This is a genomic window from Streptomyces sp. NPDC002886, from assembly GCF_042888445.1.
GTDB lineage: Bacteria > Actinomycetota > Actinomycetes > Streptomycetales > Streptomycetaceae > Streptomyces.
Genome location: NZ_JBIAPV010000011.1, coordinates 184,781 through 199,518 on the forward strand (window position 1 = coordinate 184,781; position 14,738 = coordinate 199,518).

At 70.1% G+C, this 14,738-nt stretch carries 15 protein-coding genes and 4 pseudogenes; 11 read left to right on the top strand and 8 right to left on the bottom strand.

Annotated features, from left to right (window positions below):
- Nucleotides 1-18: 18 nt before the first annotated feature.
- The 3 genes from ACFYYB_RS34970 (at nucleotide 19) to ACFYYB_RS34980 (ending at nucleotide 1,568) form a co-directional block, all read left to right on the top strand.
- Nucleotides 19-192, top strand: coding sequence for a CsbD family protein (locus tag ACFYYB_RS34970; RefSeq protein ID WP_389441000.1), 174 nt, complete (start codon nucleotides 19-21; stop codon nucleotides 190-192).
- A gap of 90 nt (nucleotides 193-282) precedes the next feature.
- Nucleotides 283-1,056, top strand: a complete 774-nt coding sequence (locus ACFYYB_RS34975; RefSeq protein ID WP_389441003.1) for a restriction endonuclease — start codon at nucleotides 283-285, stop codon at nucleotides 1,054-1,056.
- Nucleotides 1,057-1,271: 215 nt separating this feature from the next.
- A complete protein-coding gene (locus ACFYYB_RS34980) occupies nucleotides 1,272-1,568 on the top strand; it encodes a WhiB family transcriptional regulator (RefSeq protein WP_389441005.1) in 297 nt (98 codons plus the stop codon).
- A 49-nt stretch (nucleotides 1,569-1,617) separates the two neighbouring features.
- On the opposite strand, the gene ACFYYB_RS34985 is transcribed toward ACFYYB_RS34980, so the two are convergent.
- Entirely contained in the window at nucleotides 1,618-2,067 is a 450-nt protein-coding gene (locus ACFYYB_RS34985; protein ID WP_389441277.1) for a flavin reductase family protein, read from the bottom strand.
- Nucleotides 2,068-2,265: 198 nt separating this feature from the next.
- Between ACFYYB_RS34985 and ACFYYB_RS34990 the strand changes: the two genes are divergently transcribed.
- The 5 genes and pseudogenes from ACFYYB_RS34990 to ACFYYB_RS35010 all read left to right on the top strand — a co-directional run bounded on the left by ACFYYB_RS34990 (nucleotide 2,266) and on the right by ACFYYB_RS35010 (nucleotide 5,041).
- Nucleotides 2,266-2,421 carry a DUF6131 family protein gene (locus ACFYYB_RS34990; RefSeq protein ID WP_204357835.1) on the top strand — a complete coding sequence of 52 codons (156 nt, stop codon included), beginning with the start codon at nucleotides 2,266-2,268 and terminating at the stop codon, nucleotides 2,419-2,421.
- 112 nt (nucleotides 2,422-2,533) lie between these two features.
- Nucleotides 2,534-3,580, top strand: coding sequence for a fatty acid desaturase family protein (locus ACFYYB_RS34995; RefSeq protein WP_389441008.1), 1,047 nt, complete (start codon nucleotides 2,534-2,536; stop codon nucleotides 3,578-3,580).
- 255 nt (nucleotides 3,581-3,835) lie between these two features.
- Complete coding sequence (locus ACFYYB_RS35000) at nucleotides 3,836-4,324, top strand: VOC family protein (protein ID WP_389441010.1); 489 nt, start codon at nucleotides 3,836-3,838, stop codon at nucleotides 4,322-4,324.
- A 105-nt stretch (nucleotides 4,325-4,429) separates the two neighbouring features.
- Nucleotides 4,430-4,666, top strand: a pseudogene (locus tag ACFYYB_RS35005) (cobalt ABC transporter ATP-binding protein); the annotation flags it as partial.
- Between the two features lie 33 nt (nucleotides 4,667-4,699).
- The gene (locus ACFYYB_RS35010) at nucleotides 4,700-5,041 is read left to right on the top strand and encodes a hypothetical protein (protein WP_389441013.1); all 342 of its coding nucleotides are present in this window, start codon (nucleotides 4,700-4,702) and stop codon (nucleotides 5,039-5,041) included.
- A 451-nt stretch (nucleotides 5,042-5,492) separates the two neighbouring features.
- Here the strand turns inward: ACFYYB_RS35010 and ACFYYB_RS35015 are convergent, their stop codons facing one another.
- Nucleotides 5,493-5,684, bottom strand: coding sequence for a hypothetical protein (locus ACFYYB_RS35015; RefSeq protein WP_389441016.1), 192 nt, complete (start codon nucleotides 5,682-5,684; stop codon nucleotides 5,493-5,495).
- 266 nt (nucleotides 5,685-5,950) lie between these two features.
- On the opposite strand from ACFYYB_RS35015, the pseudogene ACFYYB_RS35020 reads away from it, so the two are divergent.
- A pseudogene (locus tag ACFYYB_RS35020) lies at nucleotides 5,951-6,055 on the top strand (IS5/IS1182 family transposase); the annotation flags it as partial.
- Between the two features lie 45 nt (nucleotides 6,056-6,100).
- On the opposite strand, the pseudogene ACFYYB_RS35025 reads toward ACFYYB_RS35020, so the two are convergent.
- The 4 genes and pseudogenes from ACFYYB_RS35025 to ACFYYB_RS35040 form a co-directional block, all read right to left on the bottom strand.
- A pseudogene (locus ACFYYB_RS35025) lies at nucleotides 6,101-6,310 on the bottom strand (DUF5959 family protein); the annotation flags it as partial.
- 209 nt (nucleotides 6,311-6,519) lie between these two features.
- Complete coding sequence (locus ACFYYB_RS35030; protein ID WP_389441280.1) at nucleotides 6,520-7,845, bottom strand: carotenoid oxygenase family protein; 1,326 nt, start codon at nucleotides 7,843-7,845, stop codon at nucleotides 6,520-6,522.
- Between the two features lie 2 nt (nucleotides 7,846-7,847).
- Nucleotides 7,848-8,465 (bottom strand): MFS transporter, encoded by a 618-nt coding sequence (locus tag ACFYYB_RS35035; RefSeq protein WP_389441283.1) that lies wholly within the window; start codon nucleotides 8,463-8,465, stop codon nucleotides 7,848-7,850.
- An 85-nt stretch (nucleotides 8,466-8,550) separates the two neighbouring features.
- Nucleotides 8,551-9,144: pseudogene (locus ACFYYB_RS35040) on the bottom strand (MFS transporter); the annotation flags it as partial.
- Between the two features lie 204 nt (nucleotides 9,145-9,348).
- Here ACFYYB_RS35040 and ACFYYB_RS35045 point away from each other — a divergent pair.
- Nucleotides 9,349-12,012 carry an ATP-binding protein gene (locus ACFYYB_RS35045; RefSeq protein ID WP_389441019.1) on the top strand — a complete coding sequence of 888 codons (2,664 nt, stop codon included), beginning with the start codon at nucleotides 9,349-9,351 and terminating at the stop codon, nucleotides 12,010-12,012.
- Here the strand turns inward: ACFYYB_RS35045 and ACFYYB_RS35050 are convergent.
- A complete protein-coding gene (locus ACFYYB_RS35050) occupies nucleotides 11,974-12,348 on the bottom strand; it encodes a DUF2255 family protein (protein ID WP_389441021.1) in 375 nt (124 codons plus the stop codon). The two genes, ACFYYB_RS35045 and ACFYYB_RS35050, sit on opposite strands and share 39 nt — an antisense overlap.
- A gap of 215 nt (nucleotides 12,349-12,563) precedes the next feature.
- Nucleotides 12,564-13,793: a DUF4241 domain-containing protein gene (locus tag ACFYYB_RS35055; RefSeq protein WP_389441024.1), complete on the bottom strand. Its 1,230-nt coding sequence runs from the start codon at nucleotides 13,791-13,793 to the stop codon at nucleotides 12,564-12,566.
- Between the two features lie 286 nt (nucleotides 13,794-14,079).
- On the opposite strand from ACFYYB_RS35055, the gene ACFYYB_RS35060 reads away from it, so the two are divergent.
- Nucleotides 14,080-14,736 (top strand): hypothetical protein, encoded by a 657-nt coding sequence (locus ACFYYB_RS35060; RefSeq protein ID WP_389441027.1) that lies wholly within the window; start codon nucleotides 14,080-14,082, stop codon nucleotides 14,734-14,736.
- The last annotated feature ends 2 nt before the right edge of the window (nucleotides 14,737-14,738 follow it).

The window sequence follows — 14,738 nt, forward strand, 5'->3', positions numbered from 1 at the left end:
CTCAGGGAGTGATCAGCTGTGTCGAACGACGAGAAGAGCCGGGCCAAGACCGAGCAGGCCAAGGGCAAGCTCAAGGAGACGGCCGGCCGCCTGGTGGGCAACGAGCGACTGACGGCCGAGGGCCGCGCCGAGCAGGCGAAGGGCGACGCCCGCCAGGCCAAGGAAAAGATGAAGGACATCTTCAAGCACTGACCCGCACGCCCGGCGTCCATCGCCGCGGTCCCGGACCCCGACGGGTCCGGGACCGCGGCGCGTTCGAACCGATACAGGGAGGGCTCCCGCATGACGTTGCCGGGGGAAAGCAGGAGGCAGGCCGGGGCCGGTTCGGCGCCGTTCGGGCGCGATGTGGTGCTGGCCGTGGGGCTCGTGGGGATCTGCGTCGGCGGCCTGGCCGTCTTCCTCAAGACCGCCGCGGGGGCCGGGGTGGGGGCTTGGGTCGTACCCGTCGCCACCGCGATGCTCCTCGCCGTCGGGGTGGCACTGGCCAAGTGGAGCGTGTCGCCCGTCCGGCGGCGTTCCACGGTCCCTACGGCGCCCATCCCGGCCCAGCGCAGGGACCCGTACCCGATGGAGGCGACGGCGGTACTGGACGCGCCCGTGGCTGCCGCAGGAGTGCCGGACATCGGTACCGATGCGCTGGACCACGCCGCGGCCGACGCCGACGGCTTCGAGCACGCGATAGCCGCACTGTGTGCGCGTGACGGCTGCACGCCCGTGGAAGTGGTGGGTGGTGCGGGCGACTTGGGAGCCGACGTCATCGCCACGACCCCGGACGGACTGCGTGTCGTCGTTCAGTGCAAGCACTACGCCGACACCCACCGCGTCGGCTCGCAGGACCTCCAGCGCTTCGGCGGTACCTGCTTCGCCGTTCACGACGCCGACGTGGCGATCGTCGTCACCACGAGCTCCTACACCACCCCCGCCCTCGAGTACGCAGCCGCCTGCGGCATCGTCTGCGTGGACGGCGAAGCCCTGGCCGCCTGGACCGAGTCGGCCGTGGCCCCGCCCTGGGAATCAGGCAGCCTCGATGCCGCGGCGCAGGTCTCCACCGCCTGACGAACTGGGCCTCGCGCCGACCGCCGCCGAACCACGGGGAGAGATCTCGCGCACGTGGAGCGTGCGGCCGACGCCCCACCGGCGGGGCGTCCCGAAGGGTTCCGCAGGCACCGCACCACCGGCTCGCTGTTTGAGGTCCGTCGCAGGGGCCAGACGGGAAGAGATCGCGCATCCGAATGCGGTGCGCGTCCGATGGAGGTTCCGAGGTGGGAAACGTGTCGCGTCTGCCCGGTCGTGCAGAGCACCACTGGTTGTGGCAGGAGGAGGCCGCTTGCCGCGAACTGGGCTCGCGCCTGTTCTTCCACCCCAGGGGCGAGCAGGGCCCGGCCCGCGAACGGCGGGACGAGGCGGCGAAAGAGGTGTGCGCGCTGTGCCCGGTGCAACGCGACTGCCTGCGGCACGCGCTGAAGGTCGCCGAGCCGTTCGGTATATGGGGTGGCCTCACCGAGGGCGAGAGGCGCCGGTTGCGCACCGAAGAAGCGGAGCGGCCGGCTCTGCCTTCCACCGCTTGACCGCGCTGCGGACGCGGCTTACGGGGGAGCCGTGAGGCGGATCAGGCAATCAGGCAGGGTGCCCCGGTGAGATGTCGGCGACATCGCTGAACCGGAGCAGGGACGGCTCGTCGCTCCGCCCGGGCGGGCTCTGGTCCACGGGCTCGAGCAGAAAGCCGACGTGGTCCCCGTCGCCTTCCACGTGCCCTCGCACCCGGCCGACGAACCAGGCGAGGCAGTCTGTGAGGACCGGTGCGCCCCCTTCTTCGGGCCGCCAGGCCACTCGCTCGAACTTGTCGACGTCGTCGCCGGTCCGCCCGCCGAACCAGTCTGCCGTGGACTCCTGCTCGCGGCGCAGGACGTGGACTGCCAAGTGGGAGGCGCGGCGTGCGACGCGATACGTCCGGTTGGACGTGGAGATCCACACCATGAAACGGGGCGGGTCGATCGAGCACTGCGAGGCGAATCCCACCAGGCAGCCGGCCTGCTCGCCATCGGCCGCCGCCGTCACGACGTACATCGGGTAGTCGAGGACGTCGGTGAAGCCGTCCAGTCCGGTTCCGGTCACGTAAAGCTCCTCGGGTGAGCGGTGGAATTTCCGCCGCAGAAGTTCAGGGCCGACCGACAGCTAAGGGCGAAATTATCGGGTACACGCGCTCTGAGGCACTCGGGCGGATCAACCGCTTCATCGAATTCCCGACATGAGAACGAGGACACCATGATTTTCGCCGGACTCATCCTCCTGCTCATCGGATTCCTGACCGGAATCTCGATTCTGTGGACCATCGGGATCATTCTCCTCGTGGTGGGCGCGGTACTGTGGATTCTGGGCTCGGTCGGGCACGCGGTCGGCGGACGACGTCACTACTGGTAACCCTGTGCGCCACGGCGGAGGGCCGGTAGCCGCACCCACGGCCCTCCGTACCGGCAGTCGGACACCCGGAACTTCAAGGCACGCCGAAGGCCATGGAAAGGGATGTCCGATCATGAACTCTTTGGAGACGGTGCGCCCCCCGCCCGCAGGGGCGGAAGCGGGCAGTGATTTCGCCCGACTGTCCAAGAAGATCCAGGCGGCCGGACTGATGGGCCGGCGCCCGGGCTACTACACCTTGCGCATCACCACCGTGACGCTCCTCTACGCCCTGGGTTGCACGGCCTTCGTGCTGATCGGGGACAGCTGGTGGACCCTGCTCGCCGCCGGATTCCTGGCCGTGGTCTTCGGACAGGTGGCGCTGTTGGCGCACGACATCGCGCACCGGCAGGTCTTCCGCCTGCGCAGGTCCAGCGAGCTGTCCGGGCGGCTCGCCGGGAACCTCGGCATCGGGATGGGATACGGCTGGTGGCAGGACAAGCACAGCCGCCACCATGCCAACCCGAACCACGAGGACCTCGACCCCGATCTCGATCCCGACATCCTCGTCTGGACGCAGGACCAGGCTAGGGCCGCGAAGGGGCTGCCACGGATCCTGGGGCGCTCCCAGGCGTTCCTGTTCTTCCCGCTGCTCACGCTGGAAGGCTTCAACCTGCACGTCTCCGGGATCCGCTCCCTTGCCGACGGCGCTCTCAAGAGCCGGGTATGGGAGGGCTTGCTCCTCTTCACGCACATCGCGGTCTATCTCGGCGCGCTGTTCCTGGTGCTTCCGCCCGGCAAGGCGATCGCGTTCCTGGTGGTCCACCAGTGCCTCTTCGGCATCTACCTCGGATCCATATTCGCCCCGAACCACAAGGGCATGCCGACCCTGCGAGGAGCGGACCGGCCGGACTTCCTGCGCCGCCAAGTGCTGACCTCCCGCGACGTGCGGGGCGGCCGGTTCACCGACATCGTGCTCGGCGGCCTGAACTACCAGATCGAGCACCACCTCTTCCCGAGCATGCCCAGCCCGCACCTGCGCCGGGCCCAGGTCATCGTCCGCGGTCATTGCAAGGAGCTCGGAGTGAGCTACCTGGAGACCAGCCTGATCAACTCCTACCGGCAGACCCTCGCCAGCCTCCACCACGCCGGCGCCCCTCTCCGGCAGCCCCGCACCACCTGAACCTGCTCGCCCTGCGGTCGATGACGGGAAACGCCGGCGAAACCCGCGAACGGAGGCTCTCACCTCCGCTGCGGGCGGCCCCTCCTCCCTGAACCTGCTCCTGCGGCTGCACCACCTCACGGTTGACGGGACCCTTTGGGGCATCCGGCGCCCGGCCGCCGCGCGGCGCGGGTACGTGTGCGGCAGGTTCGGGATATCTCTGGTCGCAGAGTGGCGGTCGGCATGGCCGCCAGTGTCCGGAAAGGCCGGTGGCCGGTGACTGTCCAGCCCGTTCCCGAGGGTTATCCGCGCGTCACGCCGTACCTCTGCATCGACGGCGCCGCGGCCGCGATCGACTTCTACGTCGCCGTGCTCGGCGCACGGGAGCGGATGAGGATGGCCGCACCCGGCGGCAAGATCGGCCATGCCGAGCTGGAGCTCGGAAGCTCGGTCATCATGCTCGCGGACGAGCACCCCGCCATCGGCTTCCGCTCACCGAAGTCGGTGGGCGGGACGCCCGTGACCCTGCATGTGTACGCCGAAGACGTCGACGCGGTCTTCGCCAAGGCCCTCGCCCGGGGTGCCACCGAGCTGCGGCCGGTCAGGGACGAGTTCTACGGGGACCGCACCGGCCAGTTCGAGGACCCGTTCGGACATCGCTGGAGCATCGCCACGCACATCGAGGAGGTTCCGCCGGAGGAGATGGAGAGGCGTTCCGAGGAAGCCGAGCGCGCCATGGAGTCCAAGCCGCCGGGCGGCGAGTGAAGGAACCGTCCGCACCGCCCCGGTGAGGGAGGGCCGCCGGCGTACCAGCGACGGCCTGTCGACCAGCCAACCGCCGTGGGCCCGCTACCGCTCACCTTCTTCAAGCTGGACCCGGCCTCGCGCCGCGAGCTCGTCAACTTCCTGCGCTCCCTGGACGTCACCGTCCTGATGGTCACCCGCGACCAGCCGTACGCCCTGGAGCTCGACCCGCGCTCGTTCATCCTCAGCGAGGGCGTCATCGCCGCCGACGGGCCGACGGGCGGGATCGTCGCCGACGAGGAGCTCTTGGCCCAACAACGCCTGGAGCTGCCGCTCGGCTTTGCGCCGAGCTCCGCCACCTGACTTTCGTCCGACCGGCTGGATGTGCCGTGTTTCGTGCCGGGGTGCACCGTCACGGCCGAGGTGCAGCAGCTGACCCGCTTCCCCGTCACCCCCGGCAGCGTGTCGCAGGGCGATGAGGTCGTCGTCCGCTCGGACCTCTTCGACGAGGCGCACAACAAGGTCGGCGAGTCCCACGGCACCTGCACCACCACCCGGGGCGGCGCCCATGAAGCGGAGCAGTGCCTCGTGACCTACGTCCTCCCGGACGGCCAGCTCACCACGCGGGGGATCTACTTCAACTACCTCGACCAGGGTCCCTTGACGGACCCTGACGTTCACCTGACCCGGGAAAGCCGGACTTCTCCCTTCGCGTTGCACCATTGGAGACGGTCGTAGGAAAGGAAACATGGGTCAAGGGGACGTCCAAGGGCGGCTCACCCTTCAGATCGTCAAACCCGCCGACAAGGCGATCGGCGACCAGGACCTGGCCGAGAGCGGGAGCGAACAGGCGGACGCCGGCGAACGCGACTGGGACGGACGCACCGCCCAGGTCGGGACGACGACGATCCCCCTGCCAGAGACCGTCACTACGTGGCTGGAGGGGGAGATCGGCAGACCTCCCCGGTCGCGGGAGTGCGGGCGGCCCGCCCGGACCGACGTGCGAAGGAGGACCCGGGCAGGCTCCAACGACCAGCCTGCCCGGATGGCGCGTCCTGCTACGGAGGCCACGCCGGACCGCCCGCAGGACACTGGACCGCGCCTCTTCAATCCGCAGATCTACAGGGCGCTCATCGGGGGTGGTCGGCCACCGTCATGTGGCGCTTGCCTCCGAAGGGGCGGCGTCGTGTCAGCGTGCGTGGTGGTGGACGCTCCGCTGGTGGGGGAGTCCGGTCGGCCGGGCGGTAGTGGTGCGGCGGTGGGTGGCCCGGCTGCGTCGACCAGGGAAGGGGTTGCGCCGGGCGGGGGCGCTGGGAGCCGCGGCCAACAGGGCGAGGAGTGCGGGGACCGCGACGAGGATGAGCACGGTAACGAGGGTCATGTTCCTGCCTTCCGTCGGGTTCTGACTGCCTGTAGCTACCTAGTGTTACCGGAATGCGGTTTCGTAAACACACACGGTGATGACTGGTGGGGGCTGTCGTACCAGTACGCGGTCTGCCACTGGCGTACGAGCCCGCCGGCTCCCTCGCCGTCGGCCAGGAGGACGCGGACGGGCGGTAGTCAGGCAGGCGGCTGGTGTCGGGCGGGCGCGTGCAGGCGGAACGACTGCGGCGGCGTCGTAACCGTCTCCTGGTACGCCGAACACGCTTCCGCCGACTGCGGATCCGTTGGGAGATCCGTGACGACATCCACGAAGCCTTCCTCCCCCTGGGACGCGCCCTCATCTGCCGGCGCCGTCCGGCCGTTGTGCGGCTGGATCCTGATCTGGGGGCTGTGGTCCTCGCTCCAGAAGACGTCCTGCCCGGCAGCGAGCTCGTCCAGTGCGCGCGACCAATCCTCCAGGTCGGAAAGGATCAGGGGCATGGTCAATCGGCCGGTGGCGAAGCTGCTCGTGACGAGGACCTCTGCGTCGAGCTGGTCATGAAGATGCAGAAGGCCCGGTGAGTGACGGCCCAGCACGCGTACCCGGAGGCTGTTATCGCCATCCGAGAGACTGATCAGATCCACTGCGTACCCTCTGCTCCGCCCACCGACATCTGCCAGGGCTCATGGTGGCCAACCAGACCCTCGTGCACCACCAGGTTCCAAGGGTGCTTCCTCGATGGTGAGAGCCCGGGCCGCTGCTGAGGGGGAGTCAACAGTGGCCCGGGCGGCTTGGGGTGTCGGACGGTCAGGCGGTCACGTGGGTCGTGCGCTCAGGTGGGTCAGGCCGGCTGCTAGGCGTCGGGGATCCAGTCGCCGTGGATGCCGGCGGGCACCCTTCGGGGCAGTTCGACGGCGGCCACGGGGGCCAAGTCGCCCGCGTCCAGGACGAGTAGCTCCGAGGCGTCGGTCTTGACGTCGCTGACGATGGTGAGGAGGTAGCCGGAGTCCTCCGCTGTCCCGCCCTCGGCGGGCACGAAGACGGCCTCACCAGGCATCCGGCCCTCGTCGTGTGCCAGCAGCGTCTCCTGGCCGGTCCGTGAGTCCAGCTTGATGGTGTGGTAGCCCGAGAGGCCCGCGCCCGGGAAGCCGATGGCGTAGCTGTAGCGGTAGTCCGAGCCGGTGTGGGCCTCGTTGATCGACGGGAATTCGGTGACCAGCTCGTTGAGGGACTCAGAGGTGACCTTGCCCTTGGCCGGGTCGATGATCCACCGGTGGAAGGTCGAGCCGGCGGCGGGGCTGGTGCCGTAGCCGGGAGCGCCGATCCACCACTTCCACGAGTTCTCCCAGGCGGAACGGTCGAAGCGCGGCGCCTCGAGCACGATCCGGCCCTGCGCGTCGGTGTAGGCGTTGGCGACGTGCAGCAGCGCGGCCTGGTCCGGCGCCTCGAACCAGGTGGTCTTGCCCCCGGCGCGCGGCATCACTCCGATGCGGAGCGGGACGTCGTCGTGCCAGCGGTAGGGGATGCCAGAGTGCTCGGCGTGGTCGAAGACCACGGGAGAGTTGATGAAGACCACGTGTTCCCGGGTGATGGCGAAGTCGTGCATGAGCGAAGGGCCGGAACCGTCGACGACCTCGGACCGGACGATGGCGCCGGATGCGTCGGCCACGTAGTAGGTCAGAAACGGAGGGAAGGGGCTGTAACTGAAGAAGTGCAGCTCGCCGGTCTGCGGGTCCTCCTTCGGGTGGGCGGTCATCGAGCCGGTGAGCTTGCCGCCGAAGTCGTGGACGCCGATCGTGTCGAGTTCGGCGCTGACCTCCCAGGGCAGGTTGGCCTCCTGCAGGGCCAGGTAGCGGCCCCCATGAAAGATGATGTTGGTGGCGGCGGCGCTGACTTCGAGCTCGGTTCCGGTGAACGGAACTCCCTCCAGGAAGGGGGTGCGCACCCAGCGGTTCCGGTACCACTCGGCCCGGCCGTCCTGGAGGCGCACGCCGTGGAGCATGCCCTCGCCACGGAACCAGTGGGTGGGCGTGACGCCCGGCTTGGGGTTGTGGCCGTTGCGGAAGTACCGGCCGTTCAGCTCGGGCGGCAGGGTTCCGCGCACCTTCAGCTCACGGCTGGTGATCTCGTCGGCGACGGGGGTGAAGTGGCCGCTGATGTACGGCTTTTCGAGGGACATGGTCAGGCCTTTCGGGTCGGGAGAGCCGAGACGAGGGAGATCAGGACGGTCAGGGCGGCGCAGGCCAGGAAGGCCGCGCCGGAGGAAGGCAGCAGGGTCAGGAAGGACAGGCCGATGGCTCCGCCGATCTGCCGGGTGGCGTTGACCAGCCCGCCCGCCAGACCGTTGTCGGCGGCCGGGACCCCCGTGGAGGCCAGAGCGGTCAGCCGTACGAAGGCGACCCCGAGACCGGCGCCGATGAGGAGCATGGGGCCGAGCAGATCCGCGAAGAAGGTGCCGTCGGCCGGAGTCCGCGACAGCCAGGCCAGTCCGGCCGCGAGGACCAGCAGGCCCGCGGGGAGCACACGGCGGGCCGAGACCTTGCCGGTGAACCATGAGGAGAGGGTGACCACGAGGGCGAGCGGAAGCTGGGTCAGCCCGGCTTCCAACGGCGAGTAGCCGAGGGCACGTTGCTGGTAGAGGGGCAGGAAGTAGAACAGTCCGAGCCAGACAGCACCCAGCAGTGCCATCAGCACGTTGGGCACCGCGACGACCCTCATCCGCGCCGGCAGCAGGGGCGTGGCGGACCGCCGCTGAAGCACCACGAACAAGCAGAGCAGCGCCAGACCAATCACAGCCACCGGCCAGGGCCCCGACAGGCCGTAGGCGAGAGCGACCAGCCCCGCCGTCACCGTCCACGTGCCTGCCGCATCCAGGCTTCCGCCGCGCGGCCGGTCGGCTGCGACGAGCGAGCCAGGTGGCCACCAGCACGGCCAGGGCAAGGGGCACCATCACGACGAACACCGCACGCCAGCCGTACAGACCGGTGAGCAGCCCGCTCAGCAGCACGCCCGCCGCACCGCCGGCACCGGAGACCGCGCCCCACACTCCGAGGGCGGTGCCACGCCGCTCCCGGCCGGAGTAGAGCGTCAAAACCAGGGCCAGCGCCGTCGGCGCCAGCAGGGCGGCCCCGATTCCCATCAGCGCCCTGAAGGCGATCAGTGCTGTTGCCGTGGGCGCCAGCGCCGCCCCCAGAGCGGAGAGTGCGAACAGGCCGGTGCCGATCAGGAACACGCGGCGCAGGCCGTATACGTCGCCGGCCCGTCCGCCCGGCAGCAGCAGCGCGCCGAAGACCAGTACGTAGGCGTTGACCGTCCACGCCTGGCTCGTGTCCGTCAGATCGAGACCGGATCGGATCTGCGGCAGGGCGATGTTCACGATCGAGGTGCTCAGCACGACCAGGAACTGAGCCGTGGCCAGGACTCCCAGCGGTAGCCAGCCGGTGGTGGCGGTTCGTTGCGGTAGTGCGGTGCGGGTCATGACAAGACCTTCGCAGCGGGCCTCCACCGCTCGCGTCGGTAGTCATCACCTATACGACGCGCAGGGGAAGCCGAAGCCGCGTAGGCGAACACGCTCGCTCCGCGACCGGCAGCGGACATGCCGCAGCCGACCGCGGCCGCACCGAGAGGTGCCGCAATCGCTCCCCGATTCCCCTACGGTGCGCGACCGCATAGGTTCTCGGGCATGCCCGAAACACTTATGCAATTACTGATTGGCCGCCAGGACGAGATACACCGGCTCGAGTTGCTGCTCAAAGAGGCCCGGGAAGGCCGAGGCGGCGCCCTCGTTCTGCGCGGTGAACCGGGCATCGGCAAGACCGCGCTGCTGCGGCATCTGGACGAGACCGCGACGGGATTCCTCGTCATCCGCGCGTCCGGCGCGGAATTCGAGAGGGAGCTCCCGTTCGCCGCGCTGCACCAGCTGCTCGCACCCGTCACCCGCCGCCTGCCCGAGCTGCCCGCGCCGCACCGCAAGGCCCTGGAGATCGCCGTCGGCCTCGACACCGGAGCACCCGATCCGTTCCTGGTCGGTGTCGCAGCGCTGGGCCTCCTGGTGGAGGCCGTGCGCGAACGCCCGCTCCTGTGCGTCGTCGACGACGCACAGTGGCTGGACCAATCGTCCGTCAAAGCGCTGGCCTTCCTGGCCCGCCGCATCTCGGCCGAGCCGATCGCCCTCGTGTTCGCCGCGCGCGAGCCGAGCCGACTGCCCGAGCTGGACCAGCTGCCCGGCCATTCACTCCGGAGCCTCGGCGAACCGGAAGCCCGCGCGCTGCTGGCCGCCGCGGTCCGCGCCCCGCTGGACGAGCGGGTGCGCGACCGCATCCTGGGCGAAGCGCGCGGCAACCCCCTGGCGCTGGTGGAGCTGCCCAGGACCACCGGGCTCACCGGGATGGCGGGCGGATTCGCCCAGCCCGACTCGGTGCCCGGCGCGATCGAGCAGAGCTTCCGGACCCGGCTGGAACTCCTTCCACCGCCGGCGCGGCTGCTGGTAACCCTCGCTGCCGCCGAACCGATCGGCGACCCCGGCCTGCTGTGGAGTGCCGCCGAACTCATCGGCATCGACAAGGCCGCCGTCGCGCACGCCGATGCGCTGGTCGAGTTCGGCACCCGGATCCGGTTCAGCCACCCCCTGGCACGCTCGGCGGCCTACCGCGCAGCGACGCCGGACGAGCGGCGCAGGGCGCACGAGGCGCTGGCCACCGTGACGGACCCGATCGCCGACCCCGACCGCAAGGCCTGGCACCGTGCCCAGGCCAGCGCAGGACCGGACGAACAGGTAGCCGCCGAGCTGGAGATCTCCGCCACCCGTGCCCGGGAACGCGGCGGAATCGCCGCGGCAGCGGCCTTCCTCGAGCGCTCGGCCGAGCTCACCACCAGCCCGGCCCGACGGGCCGATCGGGTCCTCGCCGCGGTCCAGGCCAAGCTCTCGGTGGGCGACTTCGACAAGGCGGCCGACCTCCTCACCACCGTCCGCACCGACGACCCCAGCCAGGAGGCCAGAGCCGACCTGCTCCGCGGCAGACTGTCGTTCGTCCGCCGCCGGGGGAACGACAGTCCCACCGAACACCTCCTGAGCGCCGCCGCTCGCCTTGCCGCCACCGATCCCGCCTGGTCACGGGAGTGCTATCTGGACGCCATCGAGATGGGCCTTCTGCTCGGCGGACTCGACCACGTGGTGGAGGCCGCCAGGAAGGCCCCGCCGGCGGACGAGTCGGATACCACCCCGGCGGCGGTGCTGACCGGCCTGATCGCCTTGGTCGGCGACGGGCACCGGGCCGCGGGGGAGATCCTCAGGCCGGTGGTCGCCGACGCCGACGACGAGGTGTGGGAAGGACGCCCGTCACTAGGCTTCATGCTGGCGACCGAACTGTGGAACTTCGACACCCTGCACGGCGTCGCCGCCCGTGCCGTCGCGGCCGGCCGCGAGTCGGGCTCCTTCCACGCACTGCCCATCGCACTGGCCATGCAAGCCACGGCCAAGGCGCACAGCGGTGACTTCGGCTCCGCGATGGAGCTGATCTCCGAAGAAGAGGCGATCGCCGATGCCACCGGGGCGGCACCGCTGGTCTACCCGCGCCTCCACCTGGCAGCGCTGCGCGGACGCCGTGAGGAGGCCCTCGAACTCTTCGCGTCGGTGGAGCACCGGATGAGCCTCAGCGTGCACTGGGCCACGGCCGTGCTCAACAACGGCCTGGCCGACTACCCGGCAGCACTGGAAGCGGCGAAACAGGCGGTCGAGTACGGCGCCGTCGGCACGGCAGGCCTCGCCCTGCCCGAGCTCGTCGAAGCGGCCATGCGATGCGGCGAGCCCGAAGCCGCCGCCGCAGCCCTCACCTCCCTCCAGGAGCGCACGCAGGCCGGCGGGCACGCGTGGGGTCTCGGAGTCGAGGCCTACGCGCGGGCGCTGGTGACCGAGGACGAGTCCGCCTACCAGGAGGCGATCAGCCTGCTCGATGAAGGCGCCCTGGTCCTCTACCGCGCCCGCGCGCATCTCCTGTACGGGGAGTGGCTGCGCCGCCAGGGCCGACGGCGCGACGCCCGTTCCGCGCTGCGCCAGGCACACAAGTCGCTGTCCGACCTCGGCATGGAGGCATTCGCCGAGCGAGCCGCCGGCGAGCTGCGCGCCACGGGCGAGCAGACCCGCCGTCGTACCTCCAAGGCATCGGACCAGCTGACGATGCAGGAGGTGCACATCGCGCGGCTGGTCGCCGACGGCGCCACCTCCAAGGAGGTGGCGGCGAAGCTGTTCCTCAGCCCGCGGACGGTCGACGCACACCTGCGCAACATCTTCCGCAAACTCCAGCTCACCTCACGCAGGCAACTGCGGGACCTGCCCGATTTCCGTTAGACGCATGGTGGTGGTGGCGGCTTCGGATGTGTTGATCGATTCCACGGGCCCCGGCCAGCTGAGTCCGTACTTGGCCCGGTAGGCGTCGGAGACACGCTGGACGAGCCCGGGGTCGGTCACCGGCCGCAAGGCGAGGGGCAGCCGGGCCCCGGCCACTTCGATCTGCGCGTCGGCTTGGCCCAATACCTGGCGGTACCAGGCACTGCGTCGCCCGAACGCAGACCGGACGTAGGCCTGGTCGTCGACCAGCACCATCCACAGTGGCCGGGCCGACCACCGTCCGTCCGGGTGCCGCGTCCACAAGATGATCTCCGTGTGGTCCATGAGTGTGTTCATGGATCAACCTTCATGGCGCGGTCACCGCGTACGCGTCGGTGGTCATCACCTAGATGGGTGGCTATCCCCGACGCGAAAGCGGTGCTCTCGCCGCGAATCCGAGTGCCATGACGAACACCATCGCGAACCCCGCAACCGCAACCCGCCGCCCTGGTCCTGGCGATCTCCCTCTGGAACTGACCTGACTGATGATCTGCATGGTTATCCCGGCCACGTCAGGCACTGGTAGTGGCCCCGTCGTCCGGGAGCAACTCGGGCATCCCCTCCACGAGCACGACAACCGCGACGACTTCGCCGGCCTGGGAACGGCCGACCCAGACGGGATAGGTGCCGTCGCCTGTGGTCGCGAAGGCCACCAGTTCGCCGCCGGAGGTCTGGTCGCGGGTACGCAGCAGGTACATGGAGTCGCTGATGTCCTCGTAGGCGTCCGGGTCCAGGTCCGGGTCGCCCTGGATCAGTCCTTTGTCGAAGAGCGCGAGGAGGGGTTCCCAGGCTCCGGCATCGGCGAAGCAGCCTGTGGCTCCGTCCGTGACGAAACCGGAGACCTGATCCTCGACGAACAGCCGGAGGTCGTCGTCGGGCCTGAGTGCCATCCGCCAGCTCGTGGCGGGGGCTTCGCTGACCAGCACGCGGACAGCCATGGTGTCCGTGTGGGTGACTTGGCTCCCCTCCCACATGCAGTGGTAGCTGTGTCGGGCCCGCGCCTCCTCCAGCGCGTACTCCCCAGGCGGGACGGGGACCGTGAGGTGCGGGCCGTCTTCGTGGTCGATGTCCGGGCCGGAGACGGCGAGCAGCCCGCTGGGTACGCGCAGAGTGCCGATGCGGCGTGGCTCCACGATCGTCATCTCGGGGTGGTATCCGTCGGTCACACGCACCCCGGGCCGGAACAGCTCACCGATCGGTCCAGGCTGTGCGGGGCGGGGCGGACGCCGGCACGTGGTGGGCGCGAGCACACTCCCGTCGGCGGCCGCCGTGGCCGGCTCGATGACCTCGAAGACCAGCGGCTCCGTGAGTCCGTGAACCTGGGCCGAGAGCAGTGGCCACTCCCCGAAGACCGGCCGGTCCACCCAGCGCTCGTCATCGCGGCTCCTGGGCACGGTGACGTGGATGCGCCCGCGCTCGCCCTGGGGCCGCTCCGTTCGCCGGCCCTTCCCGCCCGGGAAGAGCTCTACGGTGATGCGCGGGCACGCCTCGTCGAATTCCGTCATCTCCGGGCCGGTGTAGTGCCAGCGGACGGTGCGCCGGGGCCACAGCCGCGTCGGGTCGTCCAGCAGCCGCAGGTCGAGCTCGTAGGTACCGCGGCCCTGAGCGTCGTACGCCCACAGCCCGACGTAGTGATCCCGCCAGGAGACGAGGCGAACCTCCAGCGGAGCCTCCCGGCCCGCCGGCCAATACACGACCACGTACGGAAGCCCGGCGGCATCCCGCTCGCGGGCCTCCTCCACAGATATCGGCCTCCAGGGAACGCGATCCTCCGGATCCCACGCCCGCGCGTACCCCACCTCGACCACCATCGCCGCTCCCCACTCGCCTGTGCAACGAGCTGCAACATAGCCCCCACCTGTGACAACCCCCCTCACCGGCATGCTCGGGTCGGAGAGGTGTGTCAGTGGGGCGGGCGGATGTGGATGGTGGTGGCGTGTTCGGTGAGGGCGGCGGCCTCGCGGTGGGGTGCCACGGGGAACGGTTAGGGTGCGTCGGGAACGTGATCGCGCACCCGTGGGGGATGGAATGACAGTGCACCGGCCCGGACTGCCGCAGGACCTGCCCGCGCCGGAGATCCTGTGGGCCCGGTGGAGCGCGGTCGCCGTGCTGGAGGCGACGACCGCGGCGGAGCAGAAGCCGCCGGGCCACCGCACGGGCTGCTGGATCGACGACCGTGGGCTGCACCTCGACGACTGCGGCTGTACCTGGTGGACGCTGAAGCCGCTGGGCGGGGACCGGTTCGTGCTCTTCGGTGAGGACGAGTCCAGCGGGGTCAAGTGGCACGAGCCGCCGGTCGACATGCTGGCCGGGGCTCCGGACTGGCTCCCCCACGACGAGCTCCGTGAGCTGATCGCGGGATACGAGCTGGGGTGCGTGTACTGGTCCGAGAACGGGTCCTGGGCACGGGCTCCGTATCCGGCGGACCTCGATGACGACGGTCTCGACTGCGGGTTGAGCCGTTTCGTCAACGAGGACGAGCTGCTGCGGGAGCTCGACGGCGGGCCGGTCCTCGGGCAAGGCCGCGCGGAGCTGGTGCGCCGCGCCGAGCGGTACGAGCTGACGCCGGAGCTGCTGGAGAGCCTCGCCTGCGGTTCGGGCTTCGAGCCCGCTGACCTGCCGGCCATGCTGCGTGCCCTGCGGCGCTCGGGCCTGTCCCACGGGAGCCCGCAGCCGGCCGCGTGACG

Excerpts from the sequence above, each read along its gene's own strand:
- ACFYYB_RS35030 (WP_389441280.1), bottom strand. The coding sequence starts at position 7,845 with ATGTCCCTCGAAAAGCCGTACATCAGCGGCCACTTCACCCCCGTCGCC.
- ACFYYB_RS35045 (WP_389441019.1), top strand. The coding sequence starts at position 9,349 with ATGCCCGAAACACTTATGCAATTACTGATTGGCCGCCAGGACGAGATA.
- ACFYYB_RS34995 (WP_389441008.1), top strand. The coding sequence starts at position 2,534 with ATGAACTCTTTGGAGACGGTGCGCCCCCCGCCCGCAGGGGCGGAAGCG.
- ACFYYB_RS35050 (WP_389441021.1), bottom strand. The coding sequence starts at position 12,348 with ATGAACACACTCATGGACCACACGGAGATCATCTTGTGGACGCGGCAC.
- ACFYYB_RS35060 (WP_389441027.1), top strand. The coding sequence starts at position 14,080 with ATGACAGTGCACCGGCCCGGACTGCCGCAGGACCTGCCCGCGCCGGAG.
- ACFYYB_RS34975 (WP_389441003.1), top strand. The coding sequence starts at position 283 with ATGACGTTGCCGGGGGAAAGCAGGAGGCAGGCCGGGGCCGGTTCGGCG.
- ACFYYB_RS34990 (WP_204357835.1), top strand. The coding sequence starts at position 2,266 with ATGATTTTCGCCGGACTCATCCTCCTGCTCATCGGATTCCTGACCGGA.
- ACFYYB_RS34985 (WP_389441277.1), bottom strand. The coding sequence starts at position 2,067 with ATGTACGTCGTGACGGCGGCGGCCGATGGCGAGCAGGCCGGCTGCCTG.
- ACFYYB_RS35015 (WP_389441016.1), bottom strand. The coding sequence starts at position 5,684 with ATGACCCTCGTTACCGTGCTCATCCTCGTCGCGGTCCCCGCACTCCTC.